The following is a 26,251-nucleotide window of genomic DNA, read 5'->3' as shown; positions in this document are numbered from 1 at the left end:
CCGCACGGGCTGTGGATAGTGGGGACACTTGATCACCCCCTTGCCGCACCCCTCCAATCTCTGCGAAAGCAGCCATCAACCATGACCGATTCCGCATCCTCTCCGGACGACCACCGCATCGCGCATATCGAGCTCGATGAGGAGACGATCATCTGGCGCAACGCCGATATCGAACAGGAGCGGCGGATCGCGATCTTCGACCTTATCGAGGAAAACAGTTTCAAACCGCTGCGTGCGGTGGAGCGCGGGGCGAACGGCCCCTACCGCTTGAAGCTTGCGGTGCGCGACGGGCGTTTGCTCATGACCATTGCCGATGCAGAGGAGCGATTGCTCGAGGAATTGCTGCTTGGCCTGGCGCGTTTCCGCCGCCCCATCCGCGAATACTTCGCCATATGCGATAGCTACTATCAGGCAATCCGCAAGGCGACACCGATGGAGATCGAAACGATCGACATGGCGCGGCGCGGCATTCACAATCGCGCTGCGGAATTGCTGGTGGAACGGCTCGAGGGCAAGATCGAAACCGACTTCGCCACGGCACGGCGCCTCTTCACGCTGATTTGCGTGCTGCATATCAAGGGCTGAGGGGGATTTATGGCAAAACGGGGGCGCAGGCGGCGCAAGACCGGCACCAAGGTCATGCTGTCGCGCGCGGGAAAGGTCGCGTTGTTCCTGCTGGTCATGGTCGTCGCGGGAGGCGCTTACATCTGGCACAAAGGGCGCAGTTGGCGACCGGAAGAGGCAATCTGGCCCGATCAGGGTGCCCTGGTGGCCGCCGGCGACGGCGCGGTCGATTTCGGGACTATAGCGGGGCTGGGTGCCCAATTCGTGTATCTGGAAGCTAGCGACGGTGCTGGCGGGAAGGATATCGCTTTCGCACAGAATCTGACCCGCGCGCGCAATGCCGGGTTGGCGGTAGGCGCGACACACCGGTTCGACCCCTGCGCCGTAGCGGACGGACAATCGGCCAATTTCGTGACCATGGTTCCGCGCGACGGTAATCTGCTGCCTCCTGCCATCCTGCTGGAAAGGACCGCCGAAGATTGCCCTTCGCGCGTATCCGATGCGGCGGTGCAGAGCGAGTTGACCACGCTCGTCAACCAGATTGAGGCACATAGCGGCAAGCCCGCCATCCTTGCGCCGGTTGAGGAGTTCGAAGCGGCCTATGCGCCGTCGCGCCGGTTCGACCGTCAATTGTGGCTGACTCGCAGCTGGGTCGAGCCCGACTATGCAATTCGACCATGGCTGATGTGGACGGCAAACCGCTGGTACAAGACCGAAGCTGCGCAGGAACCCCTGCGCTGGGTCGTGGTGCGGCCGTGAGGATTCAGCAATGACCGACCGGGAACTGATCGATGCCGCGCGGGAGGCCGCCCGCCATTCCTATTCTCCTTATTCGAACTTTGCCGTGGGTGCCGCGCTGCGCTTTGCCGATGGCCGCGTGGTCACAGGGACGAATATCGAGAATGCGAGCTATGGCCTCGCCTTGTGTGCTGAAACCGTCGCGGTTGCCAAGGCGATGGCCGATGGGGTGCGCGGTGGGCTGGAGGCCGTCGCGGTGACAGGGCCCGGCGCCGACGCGATTACGCCGTGCGGACGCTGCCGTCAGGTACTCAACGAGTTGGCGCAACTGGGCGGAACCGATCCCGAAATCCTCTGTGTCGGCCCGGACGAGGTGCGCAAGCTGCGTCTGTCCGAACTGCTCCCGCACGCTTTCGGTCCTGCGAGCCTCGCATGATTGCTCGCCGCACTGCGCTTGGCCTCCTCGGCGGGCTGGCAGGGGCGACATTGATACCCGGTGCTATAGAGGCGAAAGTTCCTCACAAGCCGCCGCGTTTGCGCGTTGGAGACACCGTCGGTCTGGTCGCGCCGGCAAGTGCGGTTACTCTGCCCGATGAACTTGATCGTGCGGTGCACTGGATCACGGGGATGGGATTGGTGCCCAGGCTGGGGCGGCATGTGGGTGATCGCCAAGGCTACCTTGCCGGGACCGATGCCGACCGCGCGACCGACGTGAACGCGATGTTTGCGGACCCGGACGTTCGCGCGATATTCGCCGTGCGGGGCGGCTGGGGCGGTGCCCGTCTTCTGCCGCTGCTCGATTGGGATGCCATTCGCGCAAATCCCAAACTGGTCATCGGCTACAGCGACAACACGGCACTGCACCTGGCGATTGCCGCTCGGGCGGGCTTTCCCACGTTGCATGCACCCAACGCAGCCAGTAGCTGGCAAAAGGAAAGCTGGGAGAGCCTGTGGCGGATCGCGTTCGCTGCGGGGATGCCGGTTCTCGGCGGCGCTGCGGTGGAAGGGGCGGTCGGTCGCCCGGCGCGAACCCTGATTGCAGGGAAGGCTCGTGGGTCGTTGCTTGGCGGAAATCTTACCATCCTGTCGACACTGATGGGCACGGGATGGCTCCCGGATTTCGACGATGCGATCCTGTTCCTCGAGGATATCAACGAAGAACCCTATCGCATCGATCGCATGCTCCAGCAGCTTTCGCTTGCCGGGATACTCGAACGCGTAGCAGGAATAGTGTTCGGTCAGTGCACGCGCTGCCGATCGAGTGAGCCGGACTATGCGGGATTTACGCTCGACGATGTCCTTGGCCAACACCTCGGTGGGCTTGGCAAACCCGTGATCACGGGTTTCGACACCGGCCATGTCGGCAACCAGCTTTGTCTGCCCGTAGGGCTTGGGGTTGAGCTCGATGCCGATGCGCGCACGTTGCGCATGCTCCAACCCGCGGTAGTATGAATTCGGTAACCACGTTAACCGCTCCTTGAGCGATCTCCGGCTAGTTTGCAGGTGTCAGGAGACACCCCCGTTATGAAATTCGTAGCCCTTGATTCACGTGGCGGAAACTACCTCGTGGTCGCATCGAACATCGCCTGGCTGCGCACAGCCGAGAACGGCCAGACCACGGTCGGGATCGTCGGTGGCCAGCCGCTGCTGGTCACCGGTACGATCGAACAGGTCGCCCAGAAAATCCTCGAAGAGTGAGCTGATCGCTCAGCCCTCCCGGGCGTCGATCCACTCGAGCAGGCTGGCAAGGCAATCGCGCGCCAGCATCTTGCTGCGTTCGGGGCTCCAGCCCTGCTCGGGCTCGGGACTGGCGGGGTTGTCCTTGTAGGGCATTTCCAGCGTCATCGCGGTCGCGCCAAAGCGTTCCGCTACCTGATTGGTACTCATGGACAGGTTGGCCTTGCCGGGAGCCGATTTGGTGTATCCCTGCTCCGTCTGAAAATCGGGCGTGCGACGATCGAGGATCGCTTCGTAGCTGTAATAGCCGTCACCCTGCTCGTCGGTCCAGCTAGGTATACCTTCAAAACCGGCCAGGAAGCTGACCGGGATTGCCTCGTCGCCATGTACGTCCATGGCGAAATCGACGCCGGTTTCATCCATCCGATTGCGAATGGCCAGAACCTCGGGCGATTTGTCCGCACTGGGCTGTGCCCACTCGCGGTTGAGATTCGACCCTGCGGCATTGACGCGCAGATTGCCGCGCTTCGAGCCATCGGGATTGCAATTGGGTACGAGATGCAGGCGGCAGCGCTTGCGCAGTTCGCGACCCACGCTGTCGGCGGGGTCGGTCAGCACCTCCAGCGCGCCTTCCATCCACCATTCGGCCTGCGTTTCGCCGGGATGCTGGCGGGCATACAGCCAGACCTTGAGTTCGCCTTCGCCCATTTCGAGGCAGTCGATCGGCTGGCCGTCGAGCGAAGTGCCGAGGTGGATGTAGTCAACGCCCTCCGAAGCAGCCGCTTCGGCGACGAGGTCGTGATGGCGCTCCATCGAGTAGGGCGCAAAATAGGCGAACCAGGCGATGTCGCTTGCCGGTGTGTAGCGGATCGTCAGTGTACCGCCATCCGCGCTCTTGTCGTAGGAGGAAGCCGCCCGCCCCCAATAGTCGCGATCTTCCGATACGCACGCATCGTAACCCGGCCAGCCGCCAGGATAGGCGCTTTCTTCCAGGCCAGTGATCTTGAGTTCGAGTTCGCGCCCCGCCGCGCCGGAAACGCGGAAATGGAACCACTGCTTGAATTCGCTATTCGTGTCCTTCGGGATCGCCAGCACCGCGCTGGCGCCGTCCACCGACAGCACTTCGATATTGCCGCTGTCGAAGGCGGAATCGATCCTGATATCACTCACTCGGTAACCTCTACTTCTATCGTTTCGCCATTATTGCCGGGGAACTCCCGGAACAGCGCGGAGGCGACCGTCTGGGCGTTCGCCGTGCCTCGTGCAAGGGCTGAATTCTCCGGCGCCTGGAAATCGGCCCTGCCTTCCCAGATACTCTGGCCGCTGGCCTTCTCGCGGATCGTGACGGCCAGCTCGGTGCCGAGCCGATCCTTTTGTCCACCACCCAGATTGATACCGATGCCGACACCCACGCCGGAGCCATAATTGCCGGTCGACCCGCCTACGCCCACGCTGACCGGGTTGCGGCGCCCACCGCTGCCGACGACGTAGCGCTCGAGGCTGATCTGCGCGACCTGGGCCGCTCCATCGCGCGAGCTTTCCGAATAGCCGAGGCGACGCAACTCATCGGCGACAGCGGCCTTGTAGGTACTGAGTTCCAGACCGTTGGCCTCACCGCCCGGCGCGCTTTCGACGAAAATGCTTCCTTGGCCCAGTTGCGCCACCCGGTCGGGAGCAACAAAGCGGGTCACTTCGACCGGTCCGGGGCGGGTAGTGCAGCCGGCAAGCGACAAGGCTGTGACGATTCCAAGGGCAAGGGCTAGGGGTTTCATGGTCTGCGATCCTTCTCACGTCTTTCCGGCGAAAATGCCTGCTCTGACAACGCATGGGCGAGCGAATCCGCACCGGGACATGGTGCGCGCTGCTCTAGGGCGTTGCCGTTACCAAATCCTGTGCTAATTCGCGCGCCATGAGCGAGACGAAGAAAGTGCCCGTGCTGGTGACCGGCGGGGCAGGGTATATCGGCAGTCATGCGGTTCTCGCCCTGCGCGATGCGGGCTGGCCGGTGGCGGTGATCGACAATCTATCGACGGGCTTCGCTTTTGCCGTGCCGGAGGATGTACCGCTCTATGAGGGCGACATTTCCGATTCGATTTTGCTCGAACAGATCATCGCCGAACAGGGCATCAAGGCGATCATGCATTTCGCCGGATCGATCATCGTGCCCGAATCGGTTGAGAACCCGCTCAAATACTACGACAATAATACGGTGAAGAGTCGCGCTCTCATCGAGTCTGCGGTAGCGGGCGGTGTGGAGCATTTCATCTTCAGCTCGACCGCTGCGACATATGGCACACCCGAAAGCTCGCCGATATCGGAGGATAGCCCGAAGCGACCGATCAATCCTTACGGTTGGTCCAAGCTGATGACCGAGCAGATGCTTGCCGATGCGAGTGCCGCCCACGGTTTCAACTTCTGCGCCCTCAGATACTTTAATGTGGCGGGCGCAGACCCTGACGCGCGGACCGGTCAGTCGACCGCCGGTGCCACCCATCTGATCAAAGTGGCGTGCGAGGCTGCGACCGGCAAGCGTGACGGGGTCGCGGTCTTCGGCACGGATTACGAGACACCCGATGGCACCGGCGTGCGCGACTATATCCATGTCAGCGACCTTGCGAATGCGCATCTTCTCGCGCTCGAGGCGCTGATCGAACAGCCGGAGCGCTCGCTGACCATGAACTGTGGGTACGGCAGCGGTTTTTCGGTGCTCGAAGTGCTCGATGCCGTGGACCGGGTGACCAACCAGACAATCCATCGGCGCCTGGAGCCACGCCGCGCGGGCGATCCGGGCGAGCTCGTTTCGGACCCCTCGCGCATCCGCGCCACGCTTCCCTGGCAACCGAAATATGCCGATCTCGGGGATATCATCACCCATGCACTGCAATGGGAGCGCAAATTGTCCGAGATGCGTGGAGAATGAGCGCGATCCGGCCGGCCGCACGGGAACATCCTCTCGTCGTTCTCCATTGCGGCGGGACTCCCGCCTCGTCTAAAAGCTGCGCTTGCGCATGACCTTGCCCACTCTCCCCGACGGAACACTGGATCGCGACCGGCATTTTTACGCCGTGCGCGTCTACTACGAGGATACGGACCTTTCGGGCATCACCTATCACGCGAATTACCTACGCTGGTTCGAAAGGGCTCGCAGCGACCTGCTTCGCCAGTTGAAGATCGATCAGCGCGCAGCGATTGAGGCGAGCGATGGGGCCTATGCGGTGTCCGAGATCAATCTGAGATATCTCCGCCCCGCCAGGCTTGATGATGATGTGCTGATCGAGACGCGATGCACGGAGCTGAAGGCCGCTTCCTGCCGGATGCACCAGCTTGCGTTCAGGTTGGCGGATGGAGAGCGCGAACTTCTGGCCGAGGCACAATTGCGCGTCGGCTTCGTTTCACCCGCAGGCCGGCCCAAGCGCCAGCCTGAGGAATGGCGCGCGGCCTTCGCGCAATTTGTCGAGCAAGGGGAACAATGAGCTCGCTTACACTTCTAGTCGCCGCGGCACCGACCCGGCTCGATCCGATCCGTCTTTTCCTCGACGCCGACATCGTCGTCCAGCTGGTCATGGCAGGTCTGCTACTTGCCAGTATCTGGGTATGGATGATCATCGTCAGTTTCAGCCTGCGCATGTCCAGACTGCGCAGCCGGACCATCGAGTATGAAGGCGAATTCTGGCAGGCGGAGAGCTTCGACCGTTTCACCTCCGAACGTGGCAACAAGGACATTCCGGCCGCACGGGTAGCGCAGGCCGCGGTGTCCGAATATCGCCGCTCGACCAAGACGTCGGTGCGAGATCCGGAAGCTCTGCGCGGCCGCATCACCACCGCGATGGACAGCCAGATCGCGCTCGAAACGGACGATATCGCCGAGCGGCTCAATTTTCTCGCCACTGTGGGCTCGGTCGCGCCTTTCGTGGGTCTGTTCGGAACCGTATGGGGCATTATGAACAGCTTCTTCCAGATCGGAGCGCAGGAAAGCAGTTCGCTGGCCGTCGTCGCGCCGGGTATTTCCGAAGCGCTGTTCGCGACTGCCATCGGCCTGTTTGCGGCCATTCCGGCGGTTATTGCCTATAACCGCTTCAGCCACCGGGTCGACCGGTACGAGGCGCGCCTGAATCGTTTCGCCGACAAGCTCAACGCCACCTTCAGCCGCCAGCTGGAGGCGCGCTGATGGCGATGGGGCTCGCCTCTTCGCGCGGGACGCGGCGCGGGCGCGGCGGGCGTCGGCGCCCGATGAGCGAAATCAACGTCACACCCTTTGTCGACGTGATGTTGGTGCTGCTGATCATCTTTATGGTCACTGCCCCGCTGCTGACCGCAGGAGTGCCGATTGATCTTCCCGACAGTCGCGCTTCGCAACTGCCGAACGATCAGCAGCAGGTGACCATCAGCATCGACGAAGCGGGCTATGTCTATATCGACGATGTCCCGGTCGAACTTGGTGGCCTGCCGCAGGCGCTCGAGAGCCTGCCGCGTGCTGGCGAGGAGGGGCCTGATATCACTTTGCGCGCCGATCGCGCGCTAGATTATGGGCGCGTCATGGCGGTGATGGGCGAACTGAACCGGGCGGGGCTCAACCGAATTTCGCTGATTACCAACAGCGCTGCGCCCGCATCGGTCAACAACGGTTCATCTGGCGAGGAATAGCCGCGGGCCATGGAGAGGACAGGCATCAGGGCAGAGGAGCGGACCGGACTGATCGTCGCGGTCGTGCTGCATCTTGCGCTTCTGGCGATGCTGATCGTGCAGGGCCTGTTTCCCGCACCGGTGATCGATCCGCCGCAGCGTATGACGGTCAGCCTTGCAGAAGACGTCGGCATGGAAGCGACCGCGCCTGATCCGGTGACCGAAAGCCGCGCCTCGACCGCCCCTACGATGGAGCCCAATCCGGCTCCCGCCCCGGCTCAGGAACGGCCTGTGCCTCCGCAGATCGAACGGCCCGTTCCGGCACCTCAGCCGCAGCGGGACACGCGCACCCCGGCGCCGCAGCCGCGCACCGAACCGCGTCCGCGCCGTCCCGACCCGCCGCGCACGCAACCGCGGGAGCAGAGCAGTCAACGCAGTGGCGGTTCGCGTCTCGGCGACAATTTCCTCGAAGGCGCCGGTGACAGCACTCGCACCAGCGAGACGCGTGCTCCGGCATCGCAGATCGGCGCAAGTACCAAGGCTTCCCTGTTCCAGTCTGTTGCACGGCAGCTTCGGCCTCATTGGCAGCCGCCGAGCGGACCGGACGTAGAGAAGATCGTGACGAAGGTCCGCTTCCGCCTCAATCCCGACGGCTCGTTAGCCGGCGCTCCAAGTGTGGCGGGACAAAGTGGCGTCAACGATACCAACCGGGCGCAGGCTGGTCGGCATGGCGAACAGGCCGTGCGTGCTGTACAGGTGGCTGCGCCCTTCGACCTGCCCGAAGAGTATTACGAGGCATGGAAAGTCATTACCGTGGATTTCGACTGGAGACTGGCCCAGTGAAGTATGTACTTATTGCCGCGGCGGCACTTCTGGCCGCCCCTCTCTACGCGCAGAATCAAGCCGCACAGAATCAGGATCTCGGGCAACCGATACCAGAAGGCGGAGAGGTCGAGACGATCGACGAGGGCGAGGGCCTGTCGGGCTCCGTCAGCTTCGAAGGCAATCTCGACGATCTCGGTATCGCCATTCCCGGCTTTGCGACCGATCGCGACGTTTCGACCCCTGCCAATTCCTCCGGCACGGCCGCGCTGGGCAAGGAACTGGCCCGCGTGATCACGGCCGATTTGCGCAACAATGGACTATTTAAGCCGACCGGCCCCGATGCCCTCCCGCAACCCGCTTTCCCCGAGATCACTGCGCCGAATTTCCCGACCTGGTCGAACCGTGGTGCGGAAATGCTCGTGCATGGCTATGTTCGTGGACGGACCGACGGCAAGCTGACGGTCGGCTGCTATCTCTACGACATGGCCTTGCAGAGCGAGCTGGTGCGCGAAGGTTGGGTCGTGCCGCCTGCCGACTGGCGCCGCGCGGCACATAAATGCGCCGACCTCATCTATTCGCGCCTGAGCGGCGAGAGCCCGTTCTTCGACAGTCGTGTCGCCTATATCGCCGAAACGGGGCCGAAGGATAACCGTACCAAGCGCCTTGCCATCATGGACAGTGACGGGGCCAATCACCGCTTCATTACAACGGGTCGATCGACCGCACTGACGCCACGTTATTCGCCAGACTACAAGAAGCTGTCCTATCTCAGCTATGTCGATGGCAATCCGCGTATCTATGTCTACGATATCGGCACCGGACGCCAGACGCTGATAACGCAGAGCACGAACCCGACATTCGCCCCGCGCTGGAGCCCGGACGGCAACTGGCTGCTGTACTCGATGGCGGTCGGCGGCAACACGGACATCTATCGTGTTTCGGCGCGCGGTGGGGAAAGCACTCGTCTGACAGATACGCCAGGGATCGATATCGGCGGGTCCTATTCTCCCGACGGCAGCCGAATCGTGTTCGAAAGCGATCGTTCCGGTGCGCAGCAGTGTTACGTGATGAATGCCGACGGGACGAACCAGCGTCGCATCAGCTTCGGCGGATCGCGCTGTGCCACGCCCGAGTGGAGCCCGCGCGGCGACCAGATCGCCTTCACTAATTCAAGTTCGTTCAACATTTCTGTCATGACGCCCTCGGGCGGCAGCGTGCGCGTGCTGACAAATGGCTGGCAAGATGAAGCCCCGACATGGGCACCGAATGGTCGCATCATCCAGTTCTTTCGCACCGAACGCAACAGCGGCAAGGCAACGCTGTATCAGGTCGATCTGACCGGCGAAAACCTTCGCAGACTCCCGACTCCGGTCGATGCTTCGGACCCTGCCTGGGGACCGATTCTGCCGTAACTGCATTTGATTACGGCAGGGAATGAATTCGGGGGGCTAAACCGATCAACCAAGCTGTTTAAAAGGGGACAGCCTATGAATACTCGTGTTGCTACCGGTCTGATGCTCGCATCGACCATCGCGCTTGCTGCCTGTCAGAAGAAGGCGCCCGAGGAACTTCCTCCGCCTCCGGCAGAAACCACTCCTGCGCCGACGCCGGCACCTTCGGGGCCTGCGGTCGGGTCGCAGCAGCATTTCGTCGACGCCGTTGGCCAGCAGAATACCGTCGTGTATTTCGATACCGATCGCTTCGACATCGATGCCGAAGATCAGACCAAGCTGCAGCGTCAGGCGCAGTATTTCAGCCAATATTCGCAGGTGAGTTTCACCATCGAAGGACATGCAGACGAACGTGGCACGCGCGAATACAACCTCGCTCTTGGCGAGCGTCGCGCCAATTCGGCAAAGAACTATCTCGTCTCCGTCGGTATTCCGGCAAATCGCATCCGCACCGTCAGCTATGGCAAAGAACGCCCGGTCGCCCTTGGGTCGAACGAGGCCTCTTGGGCACAGAATCGTCGCGCCGCGACGGTTACGATCAACTGATTACACGAAAAGGGCTCCCGATAGTGGGAGCCCTTTTTGATGTAAGCTGGCGGCTTGCGTGATTAACGGACTGCGTACAGCTCCGCCATTGGGCCATTGCGAACGTGATATTCGGCATGACCGCCTGAAAACCCGCCCAGGCCTGCAATAAGCGCAAAGGCGGCCATCGACATGATGGCAGCGAGTGCGGAAAGAGTTAGCTGTTCACTCATAGAACGGGGCCTCTAACGCCTGACTGTTAAATCTCGGTTGCGATGCAGCATTTCATATCGAAACCGATTGTTGCAGCCTTGCACCTTTTGCCAGCCCACCTAGATTGACCGTGATGCTCAATCGACAAACGACTATACTTGCTTGTGCCTAAAGCGCGTCGATCTAACGATTGGGGCTTCCCGCGCTGGCGCGGCTACGGCTCATCTCGTGAGGCCACGACCGTACGCCTGTGCGACCGGCATGGTTGCGAAGAGCCGGGAGACTGTCCGGCGCCCAAGGCACCGAACAGTCCCGAGCGCTGGATGTTTTGCCAAAAGCATGCGGCCGAGTACAACCAGAAGTGGGACTATTTCGAAGGGCTGGACAAGGCCGAAAAAGAAGCTCGAGCCAAGGCCGAGCGGAGCGAGAATGCCGGTTACGCCGAAGCGCAGCATTACGGCTGGAGCGGTAGCGGTGACGGATCGCGCAGTGCCGACGAGATGCGGGCGCTCGAAGTGCTGGAACTCGAAGCGGACGCCGATTTCTCCGCGATAAAGAAGGGCTGGCGGGAAAAGGCCAAGACTGTTCATCCCGACGTCAAGCCAGGCGACAAGGAAGCGGCGGCGGAATTTCAGAAGCTCCAACTTGCCTACGAAGTGCTCAAGGCCGCCGAAGAACGGCGCGAGTGGAAGGGCTGAACGCGGGCGCTATTTGGGCTTGGTATCGATCCCCGGGTTGGGATTGTCGTTCCACCATGGCACATCGGTATAGGGACGCACATCCACCTCGTGGCTCCAGCAATTGCGCGGTTGGTGCGCAAGGTGCCAATAGGTTTCGGCTAACGCTGCAGGATCGACCACGCCGTCCACACCCTTGGCCTGTTTGTAGGCTTCGAACCGCTCGCCGAGCAGCTTGCCTAGCGTGTCTGGCGCATCGACCGAGCCGTCGACCACCACATGCGCCACATGCACGCCCTGCGGCGCAAACTCTGCATTGAGCGTCTGGCACAACATGCGCCTGCCGCCCATCGCCGCGGCATGGCTGTGCTGCCCGGCATTGCCGCGCACTGCGGCCGTTGCCGAGGTGACGAGGATTGTGCCGTTGTCGCGCGCTGCCATATGCGGGGTGACCGCGTGGGCGAGGCGAAACAGACCGAAGCAGCCGAGACGCCAACCCAGTTCGAACGTGCGGTGCGGAGTATCGGCGAGAGTGCGGTTCCCGATCTGCGCGCCAAGATTGTAAAGCACAGTGTGGATTGGGCCAATATCGCGTTCGACCCTGTCGATGAGTTCCTCTATCGTCCCATCGGCAGCGGCGTCGAGCAATGTACCTGTAGCTTTGCCGCCCTGTTCCTGGATCCCCTCGACGAGCTTTGTCAGCCCCGCTTCGTCTGAGCGCCGAGCCAGCACTGCGTGATAGCCGCCGCGCGCAAAGCGTCCGGCTGTGTGGCCACCGATACCCGCGCCTGCACCGATTACCAGAAATACCCTCTTAGCCATTGGAAGCTCCTTCGAGACGTTCGAGGATGGCCCCAGCCATTCGATCGCCCAATTGAGGCCCCTGCTCCGGATAGAGATAGGGTTCGATCATCTCCGCCTCCATTACCGCAAGCTGGCCCGATGGCAGACGCACCATGTCTATTCGGCTGTAAAGCGGTCGCTCGAATGGCAACGCGGCGACGACTGCCTCTGCCGTGGCCAGATCGCGCGGCGCGGGCACATAGTCGCATTCGTAGCCGCCATAGAGCGACTGGATGCGATATTCGCCCTCACCCGCGCGCTTGAGAACGCCATGGCTGAAGGCCCCATCGACGAACACGAACGTATATTCGCCTTCCTCGACCACGCTTGGCAAAAAAGGCTGAACCATGCAGGCATGGCCCATAGACCAATTTTCCTCAGGTAACGAGCAGCGGGTGAAGCTGTGCTGCCCGAGCCCGCCAGCGCCGACCTGTCGTTTTACCACGACGCGATCGGTACCGAACTTGTCCATCGCGGAAAGCACACCCGCCTTGTCGACGTCGTCGAGCCAGAGTGTCGGCACAGTGGTTGCGCCGCTGGCAGCGAGTTGTTCGAGATATCGCTTGTCCGCGTTCCAGCGAACTATTTCGGGTGGGTTACAAACCTGGATGCCATGGTCCGACAAAGCATCCAGCTTCGCGATGAATTTCTCGGTGTGGTCCTGATAGTCCCAAGCCGTGCCCAACAGGACAAGCGCGATGCCGTCGAAATCCGAGATGGACGCGCGCCAGTCGATTTCGACCAGTTCGAGGCCGACGGCTTCGCAGGCTGGGCGCAGGGCTGCGATCTCGAGATCGTGTTCGAACGCGTCTCCCCGACGAGGTCCGTCGCCGGGGAGCGTATCGGCACAGGCTAGAAAGCCGATCCTTCGGGGCAAGGCTTCAAACCGCCTCCAGCGCTTGTTCGAAATCGGCGATCAGATCGTCCGGATCCTCGATACCGATGCTGATGCGAACGAGATTGTCCGATATCCCCAGCTCCGCGCGGCGTCCTTCCGGAACGGAAAGGTGCGTCATCGACGCTGGATGGCTGGCCAGCGTCTCGGTTCCGCCAAGGCTGACAGCCAGCTTGGCTATCTTCAGGCTATCGAGGAAGCGGAAGCATTCGGCTTCGCCTCCCTTTAGCAGCAAGGAGAAGGTCGAGCCCGCACCTCTGCAGTGGCGGTCATAGATGTCCTGCTGGCGCGCATCCTTGATCATGCCCAGATAACCGAGGCCTTCGACCTTGGAGTGACCCGCGAGAAACTCGCATACTTTGGCAGCGTTATCGCCCGCGCGTTGCATGCGCAGTTCGACCGTCTCGAGCGAGCGCAAAAGCATCCAGGCGGTGTTCGGATCGCAGATGCCGCCCATCGTGTTGCGCAGCATGCGTACCGGGTCCATCCACTTCTTCGCCCCGGCAATGCTCCCCGCGACAAGGTCGGAATGGCCGCCGACATATTTGGTCAGCGAGTAGACCACGATATCCGCTCCTTGATCGAGCGGGCGCTGCCACAGCGGGCCGAGGAATGTGTTGTCGATCGCGATCGGGCAATCAAGCTGCGCATCGTCCACCGCGGCTCTCACCGCTTCGACGTCGACCAGCGCATTGGTCGGATTACCCGGACTTTCGAGATAGACCATGCAGACCTTGCCGCCTTGCTCGGCGGCTTTCGCTTTGGCTTTCTCGAGCACGGCGTCGATCTGTTCGCGTGTCGCGCCAGCGGGGAAGTCGACATAGGTCACGCCGAACCTCGCCAGGACCTTGGCCACGAAGCCTTCGGAAGCGGCATAGAGCGGGCCGGAATGGACAATCACATCGTTCTGGTTGGCATAAGCGAGCATGAGCACACAGATTGCGGTCATGCCGCTGGAGAAGCTCAGCGCGTCTTCCGCGCCGTCCCAGACGGACAGGCGATCCTCGAGAATTTCCTGGTTGGGCGCATTGAAACGCGAATAGACCAGCCCGTCCGCGCCGCCTGGGCGCTTGCCAGTGATACCTTCGAAATGGCGCTTGCCGTCGGCAGCGCTCGGAAAGGCGAAGGTCGAGGTCAGGAAAATAGGCGGCTTTAGGCTGCCTTCCGACAGAACGGGGTCGAAGCCGTGTCCCATCATCAACGTGCTGGGCTTCAGTTCGCGTCCGGCGATTTTGGTGACTTCCGGCTTGGGAGCCATACGCGGTGAGGTGGGATCGATGTCGTGATCGCTCATGAGAAGAGCATCCTTCCTATTGTACGCTCTCAGGAAGGCGAGAGCCGATCGAACCGTCCGGGGCACCCGTCCCTAACCTCCGCAGGAACGCTTCTCCACCGGTCGACGCTTTCGCGTTGCACCTAGTTTGGTTAGAGTTTGGATTCAACTCCGCCGGGCCCTTCAAAAGGCTCAATCGGCACGCTGCGACGGCGAGCAGAATTCGGGTACGAACGTGCGTTTAGACCAACGCGTTCATTCCCCAGACCACGCCGACGATCATGAAGATGCCGAACAGATCGAGCAGCAATCCTGCCTTGACCATCCGTTCGATGCGGATGCGGCCCGTGGCCCAGGCGATGGCGTTGGGCCCAGTCCCGGCGGGCAGCATAAATCCCCAGCTGGCAGCCAGCGCGGCGGGCATGGCGAGCAGTACCGGATCTGCCCCCAGCGCTACAACCAGCGCTGCGACCACTGGTATGATCCCGCTGGCGGTTGCAACATTGCTGGCGAACTCTGTGATCAGCACCACCATTGCGACCACTGCGAGGGCGACGAACACCAGCTGCCACGATTCGAGCGGCAGCAGCGCCTGCCCAAGCCATTCGTCCAGCCCGCTCGCGCTCATGCCCGAAGCAAGCGCAAGTCCGCCGCCGAACATCATGATGACGCCCCACGGAGCGCGATTGGCTTCGTCCCAAGTGAGCATCGGTCGCCCGGTGCCATCGGGAAGCAGGAACAGCGTCAGGCCCATCAGGATGGCGATCGTCCCATCGGTCAGCGAGCCTTCCGGCAAATACGGCGCGATCCACATCTGACCCATCCACAGGAGAAAGGTAATGACGACCACGGGAACCAGGCGTTTTTCGGCGGAGCTCCATTCGGCATGCGTGTCGATCGCGGTTCGTGCGACAGCGGTGTCGAAGGGGTGGGTGCGGACCTGCTGGACCCGGGCGACGAGCAGCGCGGCAAGAGGGACGCCGATGATGACAACGGGCAAGCCGTAATAGGCCCATTGCGCAAAGGTGATGCGCGTCCCGGTCATCGTGTCGAGCAGACCCACGGCGATGGCATTGGTCGGCGATCCGACCAGTGTGCCCAGCCCGCCGATGCTGGCGGCGAAGGCGATGCCCATGGGCAGCGCGCCCGCCAGACCTTCGCTGTCGCCATCCTCCGATCCGCCGCCGCGCAGGACGGCCACCGCCATCGGCATCATGATGAGCGCAGTCGAGGTATTGGAAATCAGCATCGACAGGATCGCCGCAGTGCCCATAAAGGCCAGCAGCACACCGGTTTGACCGCCGCGCTTGCCGACCATGCGCAGCAGAGCCAGCGCGAGGCGACGATGCAGACCGGTACGCTCGATGGCGAGGGCGATGAAGGCGCCGCCGAGGATCAGGAACAGGATCGGCGAATAATATGCGCTCGCGGTCTCGCGCGCGTCCATTACGCCCGCGAAAGGAAGGACGAGGAAGGGCATCAGCGCGGTCGCCGTCAGCGGCAGCGCCTCGGTCATCCACCAGGCGGCCATCAGCACGACCAGGCCGGCGACGAGGAATGCCTCGCGGCTCATGCCCGCAGGTGCCGGCAGCACGGCACTGGCCAGCAATGCGAGCGCGCCCAGCAGCAATCCGAAATGTCTAGCGATCATCCACACTCCCGCTCGCTCTGCTAACAGGCAGGAAAGGGCGGGGCTAGTGCGTCGAGTCGAACTGCACGCTGTCGATATGCCAGCGTAGCTGCTCTGCACTGGCGCCGGGCACATCGTTTACCCGGCGCAGCACGACCGGACCTTCATAGCGTACGGGGCGGCCTTCCTTGTCATTCGCGGTAATCGTGGCCTGACTGGTATAGTAGGACGATCCCGCCGCGCCTTCCATCGTGCCGCTTGGTACCGCAACTGTGATTTCGCCGAGGCCGGCAAAAAGCGCGCGCCATTCGGCCTTGCTCCATTTCGCTTGATCGCCTTCGTCGAGCATGCCCCACGCCTGATCGAATTCGCGCAGCTCAATGGCGCGGGCGAAGGACAGCAGGACATTGCGGGCGCCGGTCTCGCCGCGTTCGGCTTCCGGAGTGAGCGGGGCTGGGTCGAGATTGGGATATCCATCGTTCTCGCCGTCCACGCTACCGTCGGGCGGCGGGGGAGCAACTGGCGGCGCTATCTCTCCCGGCTGGCCTTCGAGATCGGCAACGGTCGGCTCGTCGCCAGCAGGGTCGGATTGATTGCAGGCGGACAGTACGAGGACGGCGAGAGCGCCTGTCGCAAAAACATGCTTCATACACGGCAAAACCGGGGAGCGGCAGGCCGCGTTCCCCGGTTCATCGCTTATTGCAATGGTGTCAGTCGCTTACTTGGGCGCCAGCACCATGACCATCTGGCGGCCTTCAAGGCGCGGGAAGGCTTCGACCTTGGCGATTTCCTCCACATCGTCGCGGACGCGGTTGAGCAGGTCCATACCAAGCTGCTGGTGCGCCATTTCGCGGCCGCGAAAGCGCAGTGTGCACTTCACCTTGTCGCCATGTTCGATGAACTTGACGACATTGCGCATCTTCACATCGTAATCGTGATCGTCGATGTTCGGACGCATCTTGATCTCTTTGATTTCCTGCGTCTTCTGGGTCTTGCGTGCGAGGTTCGCCTTCTTCTGCGCCTCGTAGCGATACTTGCCGACGTCGAGGAACTTGCACACCGGCGGGTCCGCATTGGGGGACACTTCGACGAGGTTGAGGCCGAGATCGTTGGCTTGCTCGACAGCTTCGCGGGTGAACATAACGCCGAGGTTCTCACCTTCGTGGTCGATCACGCGGACCTTCGGCACATTGATCATGTTATCGTAGCGCGGGCCGCTTTTCACGGGCATTTGCATGCTGCGCCGGGGTGGACGGGCTATGGGGCAATCTCCTTTGGTAGCCGTATAATCAAAGGGCGCATGTAGGCATTGTTCCGCAGATTCGGAAGTGTGTTATGCGCATGTGGCGCAGTTTCCATGCCCACCGTTGCACCTAGGCAGCGCGATTCCACAGGTTGAAGCGCGCCAGCTTGCCTTTTGCCGGCACCACCGCATCGATCCGTTCGGCCGGCTGCAGAGCCTTGAGGATCTCGGGATCGGCCGCGTTCATGCCGCCGGTATAGGCGCCGAAAGCCGGCAGGATCATGCGGCCGGTCGGTTTGCCGCCGGGACCGTCATTGGCGCTGACCACGGCGCAGGGTCTACGGATATGGCGGTCGCGGACCTTGATCTGCAGGCGCGGGTGGTAGTGGCCGGAAAGTTCGGGGCGCGTCTCACCCTTATGCGCACGGTGGCGCAGGATCACGCCGCCTATCTCCAGTTCCTCGGCCAGCGTACCGCCGCAGTGCACATTCATATCGGGGTCGTGATTACCGGTGATCCAGACCCAATCGACCGCGCGTGTCAGGGCGTCGAGCATGCCTGCCGCATGCGGCTCCAACCGGGCAGAGCCATCCGAATCGTGGAAATTGTCGCCCAGCGTGATCACCCGCCGCGCACCCGTTTCGCGGATCGCCAGCGCTACGCGTTCGAGCGTTTCGCGGCTGTCATAGGGTGGGATCGGCTGGCCGTGCCGTGCGAAAAAGCTGCCTTTCTCCAAATGCAGATCGGCAACGAGCAAAGCACGCTCGCGCGGCCAGTACAGCGCGCGGCCTTCGGTCAGAAGCCATTCCTCGCCGGCGAACGAAAGGGGAACCATGTGCCGCTATTGCCGCGCGGGGCGCGCTTTGGCAAGTGGGTGCGATGACCGAGACAACCCAGAAGACCGAAGTAGCCCGCAGCTGGTTCGAAAGTCTCCGCGACCGCATCTGCGATGCCTTCGAGGCGATCGAGCGCGAAGCCGGTTCGAACGCCGCCTTTCACTACACGCCATGGGATCGAGAGGAGGAGGGTAACGCCGATCCCGGCGGCGGTGTGCAGGGTTTGATGAAGGGCAGGGTGTTCGAAAAGGTCGGCGTCAACGTCTCGACCGTCAAGGGCAGTTTCAGCCCGGAATTCGCCGGCCAGGTCAATGGCGCGAGCGCGGATAATCCCGGCTTCACCGCGACGGGCATCAGCCTGGTTGCGCATATGGCCAATCCGCATGTGCCGGCGGTGCATATGAACACGCGCTTCCTCACCACGGGCAAAGCGTGGTTCGGCGGCGGGGCCGACCTGAACCCGCCGATTCCCTATGTGGATGACACCGAGGAATTCCACGCGCGGTTGCGGGCCGCCTGCTCCGCCCACAATCCAACGTATTACGAACGCTTCAAGAAGTGGGCGGACGATTATTTCTTCATCCCGCACCGCGGCGTTCATCGCGGGGTTGGCGGGATATTCTACGATCACCTCGAATGCGAGGACGATGCCGCATTCGCGCGCAATCTCGCCTTTACCCGGGAGGTGGGCGAGGCATTTCTCGACATCTTCCCCCGCCTGGTCCGCCGCAGGATGGAGAGCGAGTTTACTCCGCAGGACAAGCAGATCCAGCTCGAATGGCGCGGGCGTTACGCCGAATTCAATCTCGTCTACGATCGCGGAACGCTGTTCGGTCTCAAGACCGGCGGCAATATCGATGCCATCCTCATGAGCCTGCCGCCCGAAGCGGTGTGGAACTGATCAGTTAAGCCACCACCGCAAGGCATAGGCCACGGCGCCCAGTACGCTGACGCTTGCCAGCCAGATCAATGCCATCCAGCCGAGACGCTTCCAGAACGGGGCCTCGCTCAATGGTACCCCTCATCCGCAACCTTGCCGCGGAAGACCCAATAGGCCCAGGCGGTATAGGCGATGATCAGCGGCATGGTGATGGCGACGCCGATCAGCATAAAGACCTGGCTGCGCTCGGGCGCGGCGACATCCCAGATGGTCAGCCCCGGTGGAACGACATACGGCCACATCGTGACGCCAAGACCGGCCATGCCGAGAAGGAACAGCGCAAGGCTGAGCCAGAACGGCTTGGAATGCCGCTCGACCGAGAGTGCCCGCAGCAGCGCCAGCGCCACGAGGCCGGTCAGAATCGGCACCGGGGCGGCGTAGTAGATTTCGGGCGCGCTCAGCCAGCGATCGGCATATTCGGGCCGCAGGCCGAGATTGTAGATGCTGACACAACCCATCAGCAGGAAGGTGGCCCAGGCCGCGCGCTTCGCCAGTGTGCGCGCATGCGCCTGTGCCTGGCCATCGAGTTTCCACACCAGCCAGCACGCGCCGAGCAATGCGTAGCCCGCGACTGTGCCAATTCCGGTGAGTAGCGTGTAGGGGGTAAACCAGTCGAACCAGCTACCCGCATAGGCACGGTCGACCACTTCGATGCCCTGCAACAGCGCGCCTAGCGTCATCCCTTGCGCCATCGCTGCAAGGAGGCTGCCTCCGGTGAAGGCGAAATCCCAGACCCGCCGGTGCGCCGGATCGCGCCAACGGAACTCGAACGCCACCCCGCGAAAGACCAGGCCGAGCAGCATGGCGATAATCAGCGGATAAGTGGCCGGCAGGATCACTGCATAGGCCAGCGGGAAGGCGGCGAACAGGCCGCCGCCACCCAGCACCAGCCATGTCTCGTTGCCGTCCCACACCGGTGCGATCGAGTTCATCGCCCGGTCGCGTTCGCTGCCGACGGCGAAGCTCGGGAAGAGAATCCCGATGCCGAGATCGAAGCCATCCATCACGACATAGGCGAAGACGGCGAAGGCGATGATAAACGCCCAGACGACGGTGAGATCGAAATCAACGGCCATCGGTCGCTTCCTCATCGCTTGAGGGGAGTGCATCGGGATCGCGGCCGGGGTTTTGCGTCGGGCCGGGTGTAATGCCGGCCGTGCGCACTGGCCCCTTCTCGGTCCGCTTGACGCCCTTCTCTCCGGTTTGCGGCGACGCTTTCATCAGTCGCAAGATGTACCAGGTGCCGACCCCGAAGACGGCGAAGTAAACGACCACGAAAGCCAGTAACGAGGCGCCCACAGCGGGCGCGTCGAGCGGACTGGCGGCATCGGCGGTGCGCAGCAGGCCATAGACCACCCAGGGCTGACGGCCGACCTCCGTGGTAATCCAGCCGGCAATCACGGCGACGAAGCCACTAGGCCCCAAGACGAGCGCGGCGCGGTGCAACCAGCGCCAGTCATACAGTTTGCCGCGCCATCGCGCCAACAGGCTCCAAAGGCCGACGCCCAGCATCAGGAAACCGATCCCGACCATCACGCGGAAACTCCAGAACACGATCGCGACGGGCGGCTGTTCGTCGTCCGGCACCTTGTCCAGCCCCGCCAACGGGGCATCGAGATCGTGTTTGAGGATCAGGCTGGAAGCCTTGGGAATACCCACGGCATAGTCCAGCCGCTGCTCCTTGTCGTTGGGAATGCCGAACAGGTAAAGCGGTGCGCCATCCGGATGGCTTTCGTAATGCCCCTCCATCGCCATGACCTTCACGGGCTGGTGTTCCAGCGTGTTGAGGCCGTGCATGTCCCCGGCGAAGATCTGGATCGGCACGACCAGCGCTGCCATCCACATCGCCATCGAGAAGATGGTGCGCGCATGGGCGTTGGTACGGTCCTTCAGCAGATGCCAGGCGCCGACGCCGCCCACCACGAAAGCGGTCGTGAGATAGGCGGCGAGGACCGTGTGGACGAGGCGATAGGGAAAGCTGGGGTTGAAGACGATGTCCCACCAGCTTGGCCCCGGCAGAAACTCCCCGTTCGCACCCATTTCGAAACCCACCGGCGTCTGCATCCAGCTATTGACCGAAAGAATCCAGAAGGCCGATACGAAGGTGCCGAAGGCGACCATGCAGGTGGCGGCGAAATGCAGGCCCTTGCCGACCTTGTTCATTCCGAACAGCATGACGCCCAGAAACCCCGCCTCGAGAAAGAAGGCGGTCAGTACCTCGTAAGCCATCAGCGGCCCGATTACCGGCCCGGCCCTGTCCGAGAACACCGACCAGTTGGTCCCGAACTGGTAGCTCATCACGATGCCCGATACGACGCCCATGGCAAAGGCGATGGCGAAGATCTTGAGCCAGTATTTGAACAGGTCGAGGTAAAGCTGTTTGCCGGTCTTCAGCCACAGGCCTTCGAGCACCATGAGATAGCTCGCCAGTCCGATCGAGAAGGCCGGAAAAATGAAATGAAAGCTCACCGTGAAGGCGAACTGGATCCGGGCGAGCAGCAGCGCATCGAAACCGTCGAACATGGCAATCTCGCATAAACCAGTGATCCGGTCAGTTCCAGCCGCCAGTACGCACCGTTTGTTGCGCGCCATGCAACTTCGTCGCTCAGGCACGTCCTGCGGTGAGCGGAATCATCGTGCGCATAGACCTGCCGCTCGCTGCTACCGCTTTCATCGCATCGCTACGCCCATGGCTACGATTTCAGCGCCGGGGCTGGCGTGCACCGGCCGGATCGGCAATAGGACCCCGCATAGACATGAGACGAGCCGGGTCGCGCATCCGGCATCATACGAATTGGAGATCTGCCCATGCGCCGCCTTGCTGCCCCGCTCGCCATGCTGCTCGCCAGTGCCGCCTGTACGACGATGGAGGCAGCCCCGCCGATGCCTGCCGCTGCCGCGGACCATATGGTTTCGCCTATCCTGACCACTCCGGAAGCCGTGGACCACCTGACCTATGCCCAGCCGCAGATCGCGCGGGTAACGCATGTCAGGCTCGATCTCGATCTCGATTTCGATGCCAAACGGGTTGGCGGTGTGGCCGAACTCGATGTTCTCGCGCAGCCGGGTGCCGAGGAGATTGTTCTCGACAGCAACGGGCTGGAGATATCGAACGTGACCGACGGAGCGGGTCGCGAATTGCGATATGAGATCGGCGGCAATGTCGAAGAAGGCGGCAAAGGCGCACCGTTGACGATCGCGCTGGATGGCGCGAACACGTTACGCGTCGAGTACATGGCCCCCCTCGACGCGGAGGCGCTCCAATGGCTCAGCCCGGAACAAACCAAGGGCGGCGTCCATCCATTCCTCTTCAGCCAGGGCCAGGCGATTCTCAACCGCACCTGGATACCCACGCAAGACAGTCCCGGCATCAGGCAGACCTGGGAGGCGCGCATTACTGCGCCCAAACCGCTGGATGTGGTGATGAGCGGGGTACGGCAGGGCGAGCCGGAAGAGCTTGGCAATGGCCGCCGCGCCTTCACTTTCGTGATGGACAAACCGGTGCCGCCCTATCTTATCGCGATCGCGGCCGGCGATATCGATTTCAGGGCGATCGGTCCACGCACCGGCGTCTGGGCGGAACCCGCGACGCTGGAGCGGGCATGGCAAGAGGTCGGGGATACCGAAGACATGGTCCTCGCCGCCGAGCAGCTCTACGGCGAATATCGCTGGGGCCGCTACGACATGATCGTGTTGCCGCCGGCGTTCCCCTATGGCGGCATGGAAAATCCCGTGATGACGTTCCTGACGCCAACCTTCATCGCGGGCGACCGGTCGAACAATGGCCTTGTCGCGCATGAACTGGCGCATAGCTGGTCGGGCAATCTCGTCACCAATGCGGTGTGGGAGGACAGCTGGCTGAACGAAGGCGTCACGTCCTATTTCGAGAACCGCATCGTGGAGGCGGTCTATGGCAGGAAGCGCGCCGAGCAGGAGGCCGCGCTTGCCTTTGCCGGCATCGAGGAAACACTGCGCGAAGTAGGCATGGATGCGCCGGGCAGTGCGCTTCACCATGAACCGGGCACAGACGAACTTGGCAGCGCGATCACTTACGACAAGGGGCACTTCTTCCTGCGCACAGTCGAACGTATCGTTGGCCGCGAGCGGTTCGATGCCTGGCTGCGCCAGTGGTTCGACAATCACGCCTTCCAGCCCGCGACCAGCAAGTTGTTCTACGAGGACATGATGGCCAACCTCGTCGGCTCGGCCGCGGAAGGCGAAGCGCTGAAGCTTCGGGAGTGGATCTTCGAACCGGGCTTGCCAGCGAATGTCGCGCGCCCGGATCCTGCGGCTTTTGCGGAAGTCGATGCGGCTGTTTCAGCCTACACTGCCAGCGGAGCGATTCCCGCGACCTATTCGAGTTGGAGCGCGGCCGAACAGATGCGCTTCCTCGACAATATCCCCAAGCAGCGCAGTGCCGAGCAGCTTGCCGCGCTAGATAGCGCAGTCGGTCTTTCCGACGCGGGGAACAACGAAATCCTGTTCCTGTGGCTCGAACTCGCTCTCGTCAACCGCTATGAGCCTGCGGTACCTCAGGCCGAGGAGTTTCTGGCCGAAGTGGGCCGTGCCAAGTTCGTCCGTCCGCTGTTCCAGACCCTTTGGGACCAAGGCGACTGGGGGCGCCCGATCGCTACGCGGATCTACGCCAAGACGCGCAATAGCTATCATTCGGTAACGCGCGCCGGTGTAGACCGGGTGATGAACGCTGCCGATTAGCCACCGCACGCTTTTAGCGTTGCATTGAAGCGGCAAATCCTCACATCGTAAATCACGATGCTGCGCCAGTACGAACTTGTGGAACGGGTCAAGGAATACGACCCCGATGCCGATGAGGCGATGCTGAATCGCGCCTACGTCTATACCGTGCAAAAGCACGGCACGCAGACGCGTGCGAGCGGCGATCCATATTTCAGCCACCCGGTCGAGGTTGCGGGTCTGATGACCGATCTCAAGCTCGATCAGGAAACAATCGCGACCGCGCTCTTGCACGACACGGTCGAGGACACGCTGGCGACGATCGACGACATCGAGCGTAATTTTGGGGTCGACGTAGCGCGGCTCGTGGATGGCGTGACCAAGCTCTCCAAGATCGAGCAGATGCCGGAAAACGAGCGTGCAGCAGAGAATCTGCGCAAGTTCCTGCTCGCCATGAGCGAGGATATCCGGGTGCTGCTGGTCAAGCTGGGTGACCGGCTGCACAATATGCGCACGCTGCACTTCATCAAGAATCCCGAAAAGCGCCAGCGGATCGCGCGCGAGACGATGGACATCTACGCTCCGCTCGCGGAACGGATCGGTCTGTACGAGTATATGCGCGAGATGCAGATGCTCGCTTTCGAACAGCTAGAGCCCGAAGCCTACAACACGATCACCAAGCGCCTCGACCAGATCCGTAGCGAGGATGGCGGGCAAGTGGATGCCATCGCGCTCGACATGAAGCACGCCTTGGCCGAGGCCGGGATCACCACGGAGGTTTCGGGGCGTGAGAAGCACCCCTATTCGATCTGGCGCAAGATGGCCGAACGCCATGTTTCGTTCGAACAGGTTACCGACATCATGGCTTTCCGCATTATCTGCGAGGATGTGGCCGACTGCTACCGGGCGCTGGGTGTCCTGCACACGACCTGGCAGTTCCTGCCGGGCAAGTTCAAGGACTATATCTCCACCCCGAAGAATAACGGGTATCGTTCGCTCCACACATCGTTGATCTACGGCAAATCGATGCGGGTCGAGGTTCAGATCCGCACCCGCGAAATGCACCGCGTGAACGAATTCGGCTTTGCCGCGCACTGGGCCTACAAACAGGGGAACAGGCCCGATGGGCAGGTCGCCTGGCTGCGCGATCTGATCGAGATCGTCGATGCCAGTCACGATCCGGAAGAATTGCTCGAGCACACGCGCCTGGCAATCTACCAGGACCGCATTTTCGCCTTCACGCCCAAGGGCGCGCTGTTCCAACTGCCCAAAGGTGCGACCCCGGTGGATTTCGCGTTCGCCGTGCACACCGATCTTGGCGCGCAGACCGTGGGCGCGAAGATCAACGGGCGGCACATGCCGCTGCGTACCCAGCTCAACAATGGAGACGTGGTCGAGATCATCAAGAGTGCGCAGGCCGATCCGCAGATGAGCTGGCTCGGCTTCGTCGTTACCGGAAAGGCAAGAGCCTCCATCCGGCGCGCCGTACGCTTGAAGGAGCGCGCCGAAATTGCCGAGATCGGCAAGAAACTCTTCGACGAGATCGCTCTGCGCGTGCCGGCGAGAATCGGCAAAAAGGCGTTGCGCGAAGCGCTGCGGCGACTGGAGATGGAGGAAGAGGAAGATCTCTACTACGCCATCGGATCGGCCAAGATTTCCGATCGGGATGTCATGGAGGCACTCGTCCCCGGAAGCACGGCCGAGCTGGAGGACGAGCCAGACTGGGCGAAGAGCGGCAAAGCCCTCTCTATCCGCGGGTTGACGCCGGGAGTGGGCTTCCGGCTGGCCGAATGCTGCCACCCCGTGCCGGGCGACCGCATTGTCGGCCTGCGCAAACCGAACGAAGGTGTCGAAGTGCATACGATAGACTGCCACCGCCTGGCCAGCGGGATCGATAGCGACTGGCTCGACCTGTCCTGGGGCAAGCGCTCGCGCGGCGCCGTCGGTCGGTTGCGGGTGACGCTCTACGACCGGCCCGGCACACTGGCCGAGATGGCCGGGATCTTCGCGCAGAACCACGTCAATGTGAAAAGCCTTGAACAGATCCAGCTCGATTATCCGTTCACGACTTACGAGATCGATCTCGAAGTGCAGGACGTGCCCCACCTTACCCGCATCCTCAGCGCATTGCGTGCGAGCGATTCCATCGCTCAGGCGGAGCGTGTATGAGCGCGCTTCTCGGCATAGACCATGTGCAACTCGCCATGCCGCATGGCGGCGAACCGCATGCGCGGCGTTTCTGGGTCGATGTGATGGGGCTGCAGGAAGTCGCCAAGCCTGCGCATCTGGCGGTCAATGGCGGCTGCTGGTTCGAAGGTGACGGGGTGGCGATCCATTGCGGGGTGGAGGATGGCTTCCTGCCGTCGCGCCGGGCGCACCCGGCGCTGCTGGTCAGCGACCTGTCGGCGCTGGTCGCGAAGCTCGGCAAGGCGGGCATCCGTTACAAGCCGGGCAAGAAGCTGGCAGGCTATGTGCGCGGCGACATAGCCGACCCTTTCGGCAATCGCATCGAGCTGATGCAGAAGATCTAGGGTCTGTGGGGATTCATTTTGAATTGAGGATTGCGGCGGCGAGGTAGATCATGGCGGCGAAGCTCTGATCGG

30 protein-coding genes are annotated in these 26,251 nt (G+C 62.3%); 17 read left to right on the top strand and 13 right to left on the bottom strand.

The window, feature by feature from the left end:
• Positions 1–81: 81 nt before the first annotated feature.
• The 5 genes from K3174_RS15800 (at position 82) to K3174_RS15780 (ending at position 3,000) form a co-directional block, all read left to right on the top strand.
• Positions 82–585, top strand: coding sequence for a UPF0262 family protein (locus K3174_RS15800; RefSeq protein WP_221560402.1), 504 nt, complete (start codon positions 82–84; stop codon positions 583–585).
• A gap of 9 nt (positions 586–594) precedes the next feature.
• Positions 595–1,323: a glycoside hydrolase family 25 protein gene (locus K3174_RS15795; protein WP_247712238.1), complete on the top strand. Its 729-nt coding sequence runs from the start codon at positions 595–597 to the stop codon at positions 1,321–1,323.
• A 10-nt stretch (positions 1,324–1,333) separates the two neighbouring features.
• Positions 1,334–1,738, top strand: coding sequence for a cytidine deaminase (locus tag K3174_RS15790; RefSeq protein ID WP_221560401.1), 405 nt, complete (start codon positions 1,334–1,336; stop codon positions 1,736–1,738).
• Positions 1,735–2,754 carry a S66 peptidase family protein gene (locus K3174_RS15785; RefSeq protein WP_221560400.1) on the top strand — a complete coding sequence of 340 codons (1,020 nt, stop codon included), beginning with the start codon at positions 1,735–1,737 and terminating at the stop codon, positions 2,752–2,754. The genes K3174_RS15790 and K3174_RS15785 overlap by 4 nt, the downstream gene beginning before the upstream one ends.
• A 72-nt stretch (positions 2,755–2,826) precedes the next feature.
• Positions 2,827–3,000 carry a hypothetical protein gene (locus K3174_RS15780; protein ID WP_221560399.1) on the top strand — a complete coding sequence of 58 codons (174 nt, stop codon included), beginning with the start codon at positions 2,827–2,829 and terminating at the stop codon, positions 2,998–3,000.
• Between the two features lie 9 nt (positions 3,001–3,009).
• Here the strand turns inward: K3174_RS15780 and K3174_RS15775 are convergent, their stop codons facing one another.
• Both K3174_RS15775 and K3174_RS15770 read right to left on the bottom strand, forming a co-directional pair.
• A complete protein-coding gene (locus K3174_RS15775) occupies positions 3,010–4,149 on the bottom strand; it encodes a M14 family metallopeptidase (protein ID WP_221560398.1) in 1,140 nt (379 codons plus the stop codon).
• Entirely contained in the window at positions 4,146–4,751 is a 606-nt protein-coding gene (locus K3174_RS15770) for a DUF4136 domain-containing protein (protein WP_221560397.1), read from the bottom strand. The genes K3174_RS15775 and K3174_RS15770 overlap by 4 nt, the downstream gene beginning before the upstream one ends.
• Before the next feature lie 137 nt (positions 4,752–4,888).
• Between K3174_RS15770 and galE the strand changes: the two genes are divergently transcribed.
• The 7 genes from galE (at position 4,889) to pal (ending at position 10,424) form a co-directional block, all read left to right on the top strand.
• Positions 4,889–5,899 (top strand): UDP-glucose 4-epimerase GalE, encoded by a 1,011-nt coding sequence (gene galE / locus K3174_RS15765; protein ID WP_221560396.1) that lies wholly within the window; start codon positions 4,889–4,891, stop codon positions 5,897–5,899.
• An 88-nt stretch (positions 5,900–5,987) separates the two neighbouring features.
• Positions 5,988–6,452: an acyl-CoA thioesterase gene (locus K3174_RS15760; protein WP_221560395.1), complete on the top strand. Its 465-nt coding sequence runs from the start codon at positions 5,988–5,990 to the stop codon at positions 6,450–6,452.
• Positions 6,449–7,147, top strand: coding sequence for a protein TolQ (gene tolQ / locus K3174_RS15755; RefSeq protein ID WP_221560394.1), 699 nt, complete (start codon positions 6,449–6,451; stop codon positions 7,145–7,147). The genes K3174_RS15760 and tolQ overlap by 4 nt, the downstream gene beginning before the upstream one ends.
• The gene (locus K3174_RS15750) at positions 7,147–7,623 is read left to right on the top strand and encodes an ExbD/TolR family protein (protein ID WP_221560393.1); all 477 of its coding nucleotides are present in this window, start codon (positions 7,147–7,149) and stop codon (positions 7,621–7,623) included. Before tolQ ends, K3174_RS15750 begins: the two co-directional genes overlap by 1 nt.
• 9 nt (positions 7,624–7,632) lie before the next feature.
• Entirely contained in the window at positions 7,633–8,445 is an 813-nt protein-coding gene (gene tolA / locus K3174_RS15745; RefSeq protein ID WP_221560392.1) for a cell envelope integrity protein TolA, read from the top strand.
• Positions 8,442–9,839 (top strand): Tol-Pal system beta propeller repeat protein TolB, encoded by a 1,398-nt coding sequence (tolB, locus tag K3174_RS15740; protein ID WP_345719672.1) that lies wholly within the window; start codon positions 8,442–8,444, stop codon positions 9,837–9,839. The genes tolA and tolB overlap by 4 nt, the downstream gene beginning before the upstream one ends.
• Positions 9,840–9,914: 75 nt before the next feature.
• Positions 9,915–10,424, top strand: a complete 510-nt coding sequence (gene pal, locus K3174_RS15735) for a peptidoglycan-associated lipoprotein Pal (RefSeq protein ID WP_221560390.1) — start codon at positions 9,915–9,917, stop codon at positions 10,422–10,424.
• Positions 10,425–10,486: 62 nt separating this feature from the next.
• Here pal and K3174_RS15730 read toward each other — a convergent pair whose 3' ends face one another.
• Positions 10,487–10,636: a hypothetical protein gene (locus K3174_RS15730; protein WP_221560389.1), complete on the bottom strand. Its 150-nt coding sequence runs from the start codon at positions 10,634–10,636 to the stop codon at positions 10,487–10,489.
• 144 nt (positions 10,637–10,780) lie between these two features.
• Here K3174_RS15730 and K3174_RS15725 point away from each other — a divergent pair, with 144 nt between their 5' ends.
• The gene (locus tag K3174_RS15725) at positions 10,781–11,314 is read left to right on the top strand and encodes a J domain-containing protein (RefSeq protein WP_221560422.1); all 534 of its coding nucleotides are present in this window, start codon (positions 10,781–10,783) and stop codon (positions 11,312–11,314) included.
• Positions 11,315–11,323: 9 nt separating this feature from the next.
• On the opposite strand, the gene K3174_RS15720 is transcribed toward K3174_RS15725, so the two are convergent.
• From K3174_RS15720 to pdeM, 7 genes are all read right to left on the bottom strand, one after another.
• Positions 11,324–12,115, bottom strand: a complete 792-nt coding sequence (locus K3174_RS15720) for an SDR family NAD(P)-dependent oxidoreductase (RefSeq protein ID WP_221560388.1) — start codon at positions 12,113–12,115, stop codon at positions 11,324–11,326.
• Positions 12,108–13,013 carry an ATP-grasp domain-containing protein gene (locus K3174_RS15715; RefSeq protein ID WP_247712236.1) on the bottom strand — a complete coding sequence of 302 codons (906 nt, stop codon included), beginning with the start codon at positions 13,011–13,013 and terminating at the stop codon, positions 12,108–12,110. The genes K3174_RS15720 and K3174_RS15715 overlap by 8 nt, the downstream gene beginning before the upstream one ends.
• A gap of 4 nt (positions 13,014–13,017) precedes the next feature.
• Complete coding sequence (locus K3174_RS15710; RefSeq protein WP_221560387.1) at positions 13,018–14,325, bottom strand: cystathionine gamma-synthase family protein; 1,308 nt, start codon at positions 14,323–14,325, stop codon at positions 13,018–13,020.
• Positions 14,326–14,545: 220 nt separating this feature from the next.
• Complete coding sequence (locus K3174_RS15705) at positions 14,546–15,955, bottom strand: SLC13 family permease (protein WP_221560386.1); 1,410 nt, start codon at positions 15,953–15,955, stop codon at positions 14,546–14,548.
• Positions 15,956–15,998: 43 nt separating this feature from the next.
• Positions 15,999–16,583, bottom strand: a complete 585-nt coding sequence (locus tag K3174_RS15700; RefSeq protein ID WP_221560385.1) for a hypothetical protein — start codon at positions 16,581–16,583, stop codon at positions 15,999–16,001.
• A 69-nt stretch (positions 16,584–16,652) separates the two neighbouring features.
• On the bottom strand, positions 16,653–17,171 hold the full coding sequence (gene infC, locus K3174_RS15695; protein WP_221560384.1) for a translation initiation factor IF-3: 519 nt from the start codon (positions 17,169–17,171) through the stop codon (positions 16,653–16,655).
• Between the two features lie 136 nt (positions 17,172–17,307).
• Positions 17,308–18,012 carry a ligase-associated DNA damage response endonuclease PdeM gene (gene pdeM, locus K3174_RS15690; RefSeq protein WP_221560383.1) on the bottom strand — a complete coding sequence of 235 codons (705 nt, stop codon included), beginning with the start codon at positions 18,010–18,012 and terminating at the stop codon, positions 17,308–17,310.
• A gap of 44 nt (positions 18,013–18,056) precedes the next feature.
• Here pdeM and hemF point away from each other — a divergent pair, with 44 nt between their 5' ends.
• Positions 18,057–18,914: an oxygen-dependent coproporphyrinogen oxidase gene (gene hemF / locus K3174_RS15685; protein WP_221560382.1), complete on the top strand. Its 858-nt coding sequence runs from the start codon at positions 18,057–18,059 to the stop codon at positions 18,912–18,914.
• Here hemF and K3174_RS15680 read toward each other — a convergent pair whose 3' ends face one another.
• From K3174_RS15680 to K3174_RS15670, 3 genes are read right to left on the bottom strand one after another with little or no spacing between them, the layout of a single operon-like run.
• Positions 18,915–19,025, bottom strand: coding sequence for a DUF2474 family protein (locus K3174_RS15680; RefSeq protein WP_247712235.1), 111 nt, complete (start codon positions 19,023–19,025; stop codon positions 18,915–18,917).
• Positions 19,022–20,029 carry a cytochrome d ubiquinol oxidase subunit II gene (cydB, locus tag K3174_RS15675; RefSeq protein WP_221560381.1) on the bottom strand — a complete coding sequence of 336 codons (1,008 nt, stop codon included), beginning with the start codon at positions 20,027–20,029 and terminating at the stop codon, positions 19,022–19,024. The genes K3174_RS15680 and cydB overlap by 4 nt, the downstream gene beginning before the upstream one ends.
• The gene (locus K3174_RS15670; RefSeq protein ID WP_221560419.1) at positions 20,019–21,476 is read right to left on the bottom strand and encodes a cytochrome ubiquinol oxidase subunit I; all 1,458 of its coding nucleotides are present in this window, start codon (positions 21,474–21,476) and stop codon (positions 20,019–20,021) included. Before K3174_RS15670 ends, cydB begins: the two co-directional genes overlap by 11 nt.
• Positions 21,477–21,761: 285 nt before the next feature.
• Between K3174_RS15670 and K3174_RS15665 the strand changes: the two genes are divergently transcribed.
• Genes K3174_RS15665 through K3174_RS15655 form a run of 3 tightly spaced genes read left to right on the top strand, consistent with a single transcriptional unit; the run spans position 21,762 to position 26,179 of the window.
• On the top strand, positions 21,762–23,669 hold the full coding sequence (locus K3174_RS15665) for a M1 family metallopeptidase (protein ID WP_221560380.1): 1,908 nt from the start codon (positions 21,762–21,764) through the stop codon (positions 23,667–23,669).
• A gap of 57 nt (positions 23,670–23,726) precedes the next feature.
• Entirely contained in the window at positions 23,727–25,817 is a 2,091-nt protein-coding gene (locus K3174_RS15660) for a RelA/SpoT family protein (RefSeq protein ID WP_221560379.1), read from the top strand.
• Positions 25,814–26,179, top strand: coding sequence for a VOC family protein (locus K3174_RS15655; protein ID WP_221560378.1), 366 nt, complete (start codon positions 25,814–25,816; stop codon positions 26,177–26,179). Before K3174_RS15660 ends, K3174_RS15655 begins: the two co-directional genes overlap by 4 nt.
• Positions 26,180–26,251: the final 72 nt, after the last annotated feature.

This window comes from Qipengyuania qiaonensis, assembly GCF_019711515.1.
GTDB classification, from domain to species: Bacteria; Pseudomonadota; Alphaproteobacteria; order Sphingomonadales; family Sphingomonadaceae; genus Qipengyuania; species Qipengyuania qiaonensis.
The sequence above is the reverse complement of the archived record's forward strand: the minus strand, read 5'-3'. Positions and strand labels throughout refer to the sequence as shown.

Excerpts from the sequence above, each read along its gene's own strand:
- K3174_RS15800 (WP_221560402.1), top strand. The coding sequence starts at position 82 with ATGACCGATTCCGCATCCTCTCCGGACGACCACCGCATCGCGCATATC.
- K3174_RS15795 (WP_247712238.1), top strand. The coding sequence starts at position 595 with ATGGCAAAACGGGGGCGCAGGCGGCGCAAGACCGGCACCAAGGTCATG.
- K3174_RS15790 (WP_221560401.1), top strand. The coding sequence starts at position 1,334 with ATGACCGACCGGGAACTGATCGATGCCGCGCGGGAGGCCGCCCGCCAT.
- K3174_RS15785 (WP_221560400.1), top strand. The coding sequence starts at position 1,735 with ATGATTGCTCGCCGCACTGCGCTTGGCCTCCTCGGCGGGCTGGCAGGG.
- K3174_RS15780 (WP_221560399.1), top strand. The coding sequence starts at position 2,827 with ATGAAATTCGTAGCCCTTGATTCACGTGGCGGAAACTACCTCGTGGTC.
- K3174_RS15770 (WP_221560397.1), bottom strand. The coding sequence starts at position 4,751 with ATGAAACCCCTAGCCCTTGCCCTTGGAATCGTCACAGCCTTGTCGCTT.
- galE (WP_221560396.1), top strand. The coding sequence starts at position 4,889 with ATGAGCGAGACGAAGAAAGTGCCCGTGCTGGTGACCGGCGGGGCAGGG.
- K3174_RS15760 (WP_221560395.1), top strand. The coding sequence starts at position 5,988 with ATGACCTTGCCCACTCTCCCCGACGGAACACTGGATCGCGACCGGCAT.
- tolQ (WP_221560394.1), top strand. The coding sequence starts at position 6,449 with ATGAGCTCGCTTACACTTCTAGTCGCCGCGGCACCGACCCGGCTCGAT.
- K3174_RS15750 (WP_221560393.1), top strand. The coding sequence starts at position 7,147 with ATGGCGATGGGGCTCGCCTCTTCGCGCGGGACGCGGCGCGGGCGCGGC.
- tolA (WP_221560392.1), top strand. The coding sequence starts at position 7,633 with ATGGAGAGGACAGGCATCAGGGCAGAGGAGCGGACCGGACTGATCGTC.
- pal (WP_221560390.1), top strand. The coding sequence starts at position 9,915 with ATGAATACTCGTGTTGCTACCGGTCTGATGCTCGCATCGACCATCGCG.
- K3174_RS15730 (WP_221560389.1), bottom strand. The coding sequence starts at position 10,636 with ATGAGTGAACAGCTAACTCTTTCCGCACTCGCTGCCATCATGTCGATG.
- K3174_RS15720 (WP_221560388.1), bottom strand. The coding sequence starts at position 12,115 with ATGGCTAAGAGGGTATTTCTGGTAATCGGTGCAGGCGCGGGTATCGGT.
- K3174_RS15710 (WP_221560387.1), bottom strand. The coding sequence starts at position 14,325 with ATGAGCGATCACGACATCGATCCCACCTCACCGCGTATGGCTCCCAAG.
- K3174_RS15705 (WP_221560386.1), bottom strand. The coding sequence starts at position 15,955 with ATGATCGCTAGACATTTCGGATTGCTGCTGGGCGCGCTCGCATTGCTG.
- K3174_RS15700 (WP_221560385.1), bottom strand. The coding sequence starts at position 16,583 with ATGAAGCATGTTTTTGCGACAGGCGCTCTCGCCGTCCTCGTACTGTCC.
- infC (WP_221560384.1), bottom strand. The coding sequence starts at position 17,171 with ATGCAAATGCCCGTGAAAAGCGGCCCGCGCTACGATAACATGATCAAT.
- pdeM (WP_221560383.1), bottom strand. The coding sequence starts at position 18,012 with ATGGTTCCCCTTTCGTTCGCCGGCGAGGAATGGCTTCTGACCGAAGGC.
- hemF (WP_221560382.1), top strand. The coding sequence starts at position 18,057 with ATGACCGAGACAACCCAGAAGACCGAAGTAGCCCGCAGCTGGTTCGAA.
- cydB (WP_221560381.1), bottom strand. The coding sequence starts at position 20,029 with ATGGCCGTTGATTTCGATCTCACCGTCGTCTGGGCGTTTATCATCGCC.
- K3174_RS15670 (WP_221560419.1), bottom strand. The coding sequence starts at position 21,476 with ATGTTCGACGGTTTCGATGCGCTGCTGCTCGCCCGGATCCAGTTCGCC.
- K3174_RS15665 (WP_221560380.1), top strand. The coding sequence starts at position 21,762 with ATGCGCCGCCTTGCTGCCCCGCTCGCCATGCTGCTCGCCAGTGCCGCC.
- K3174_RS15660 (WP_221560379.1), top strand. The coding sequence starts at position 23,727 with ATGCTGCGCCAGTACGAACTTGTGGAACGGGTCAAGGAATACGACCCC.
- K3174_RS15655 (WP_221560378.1), top strand. The coding sequence starts at position 25,814 with ATGAGCGCGCTTCTCGGCATAGACCATGTGCAACTCGCCATGCCGCAT.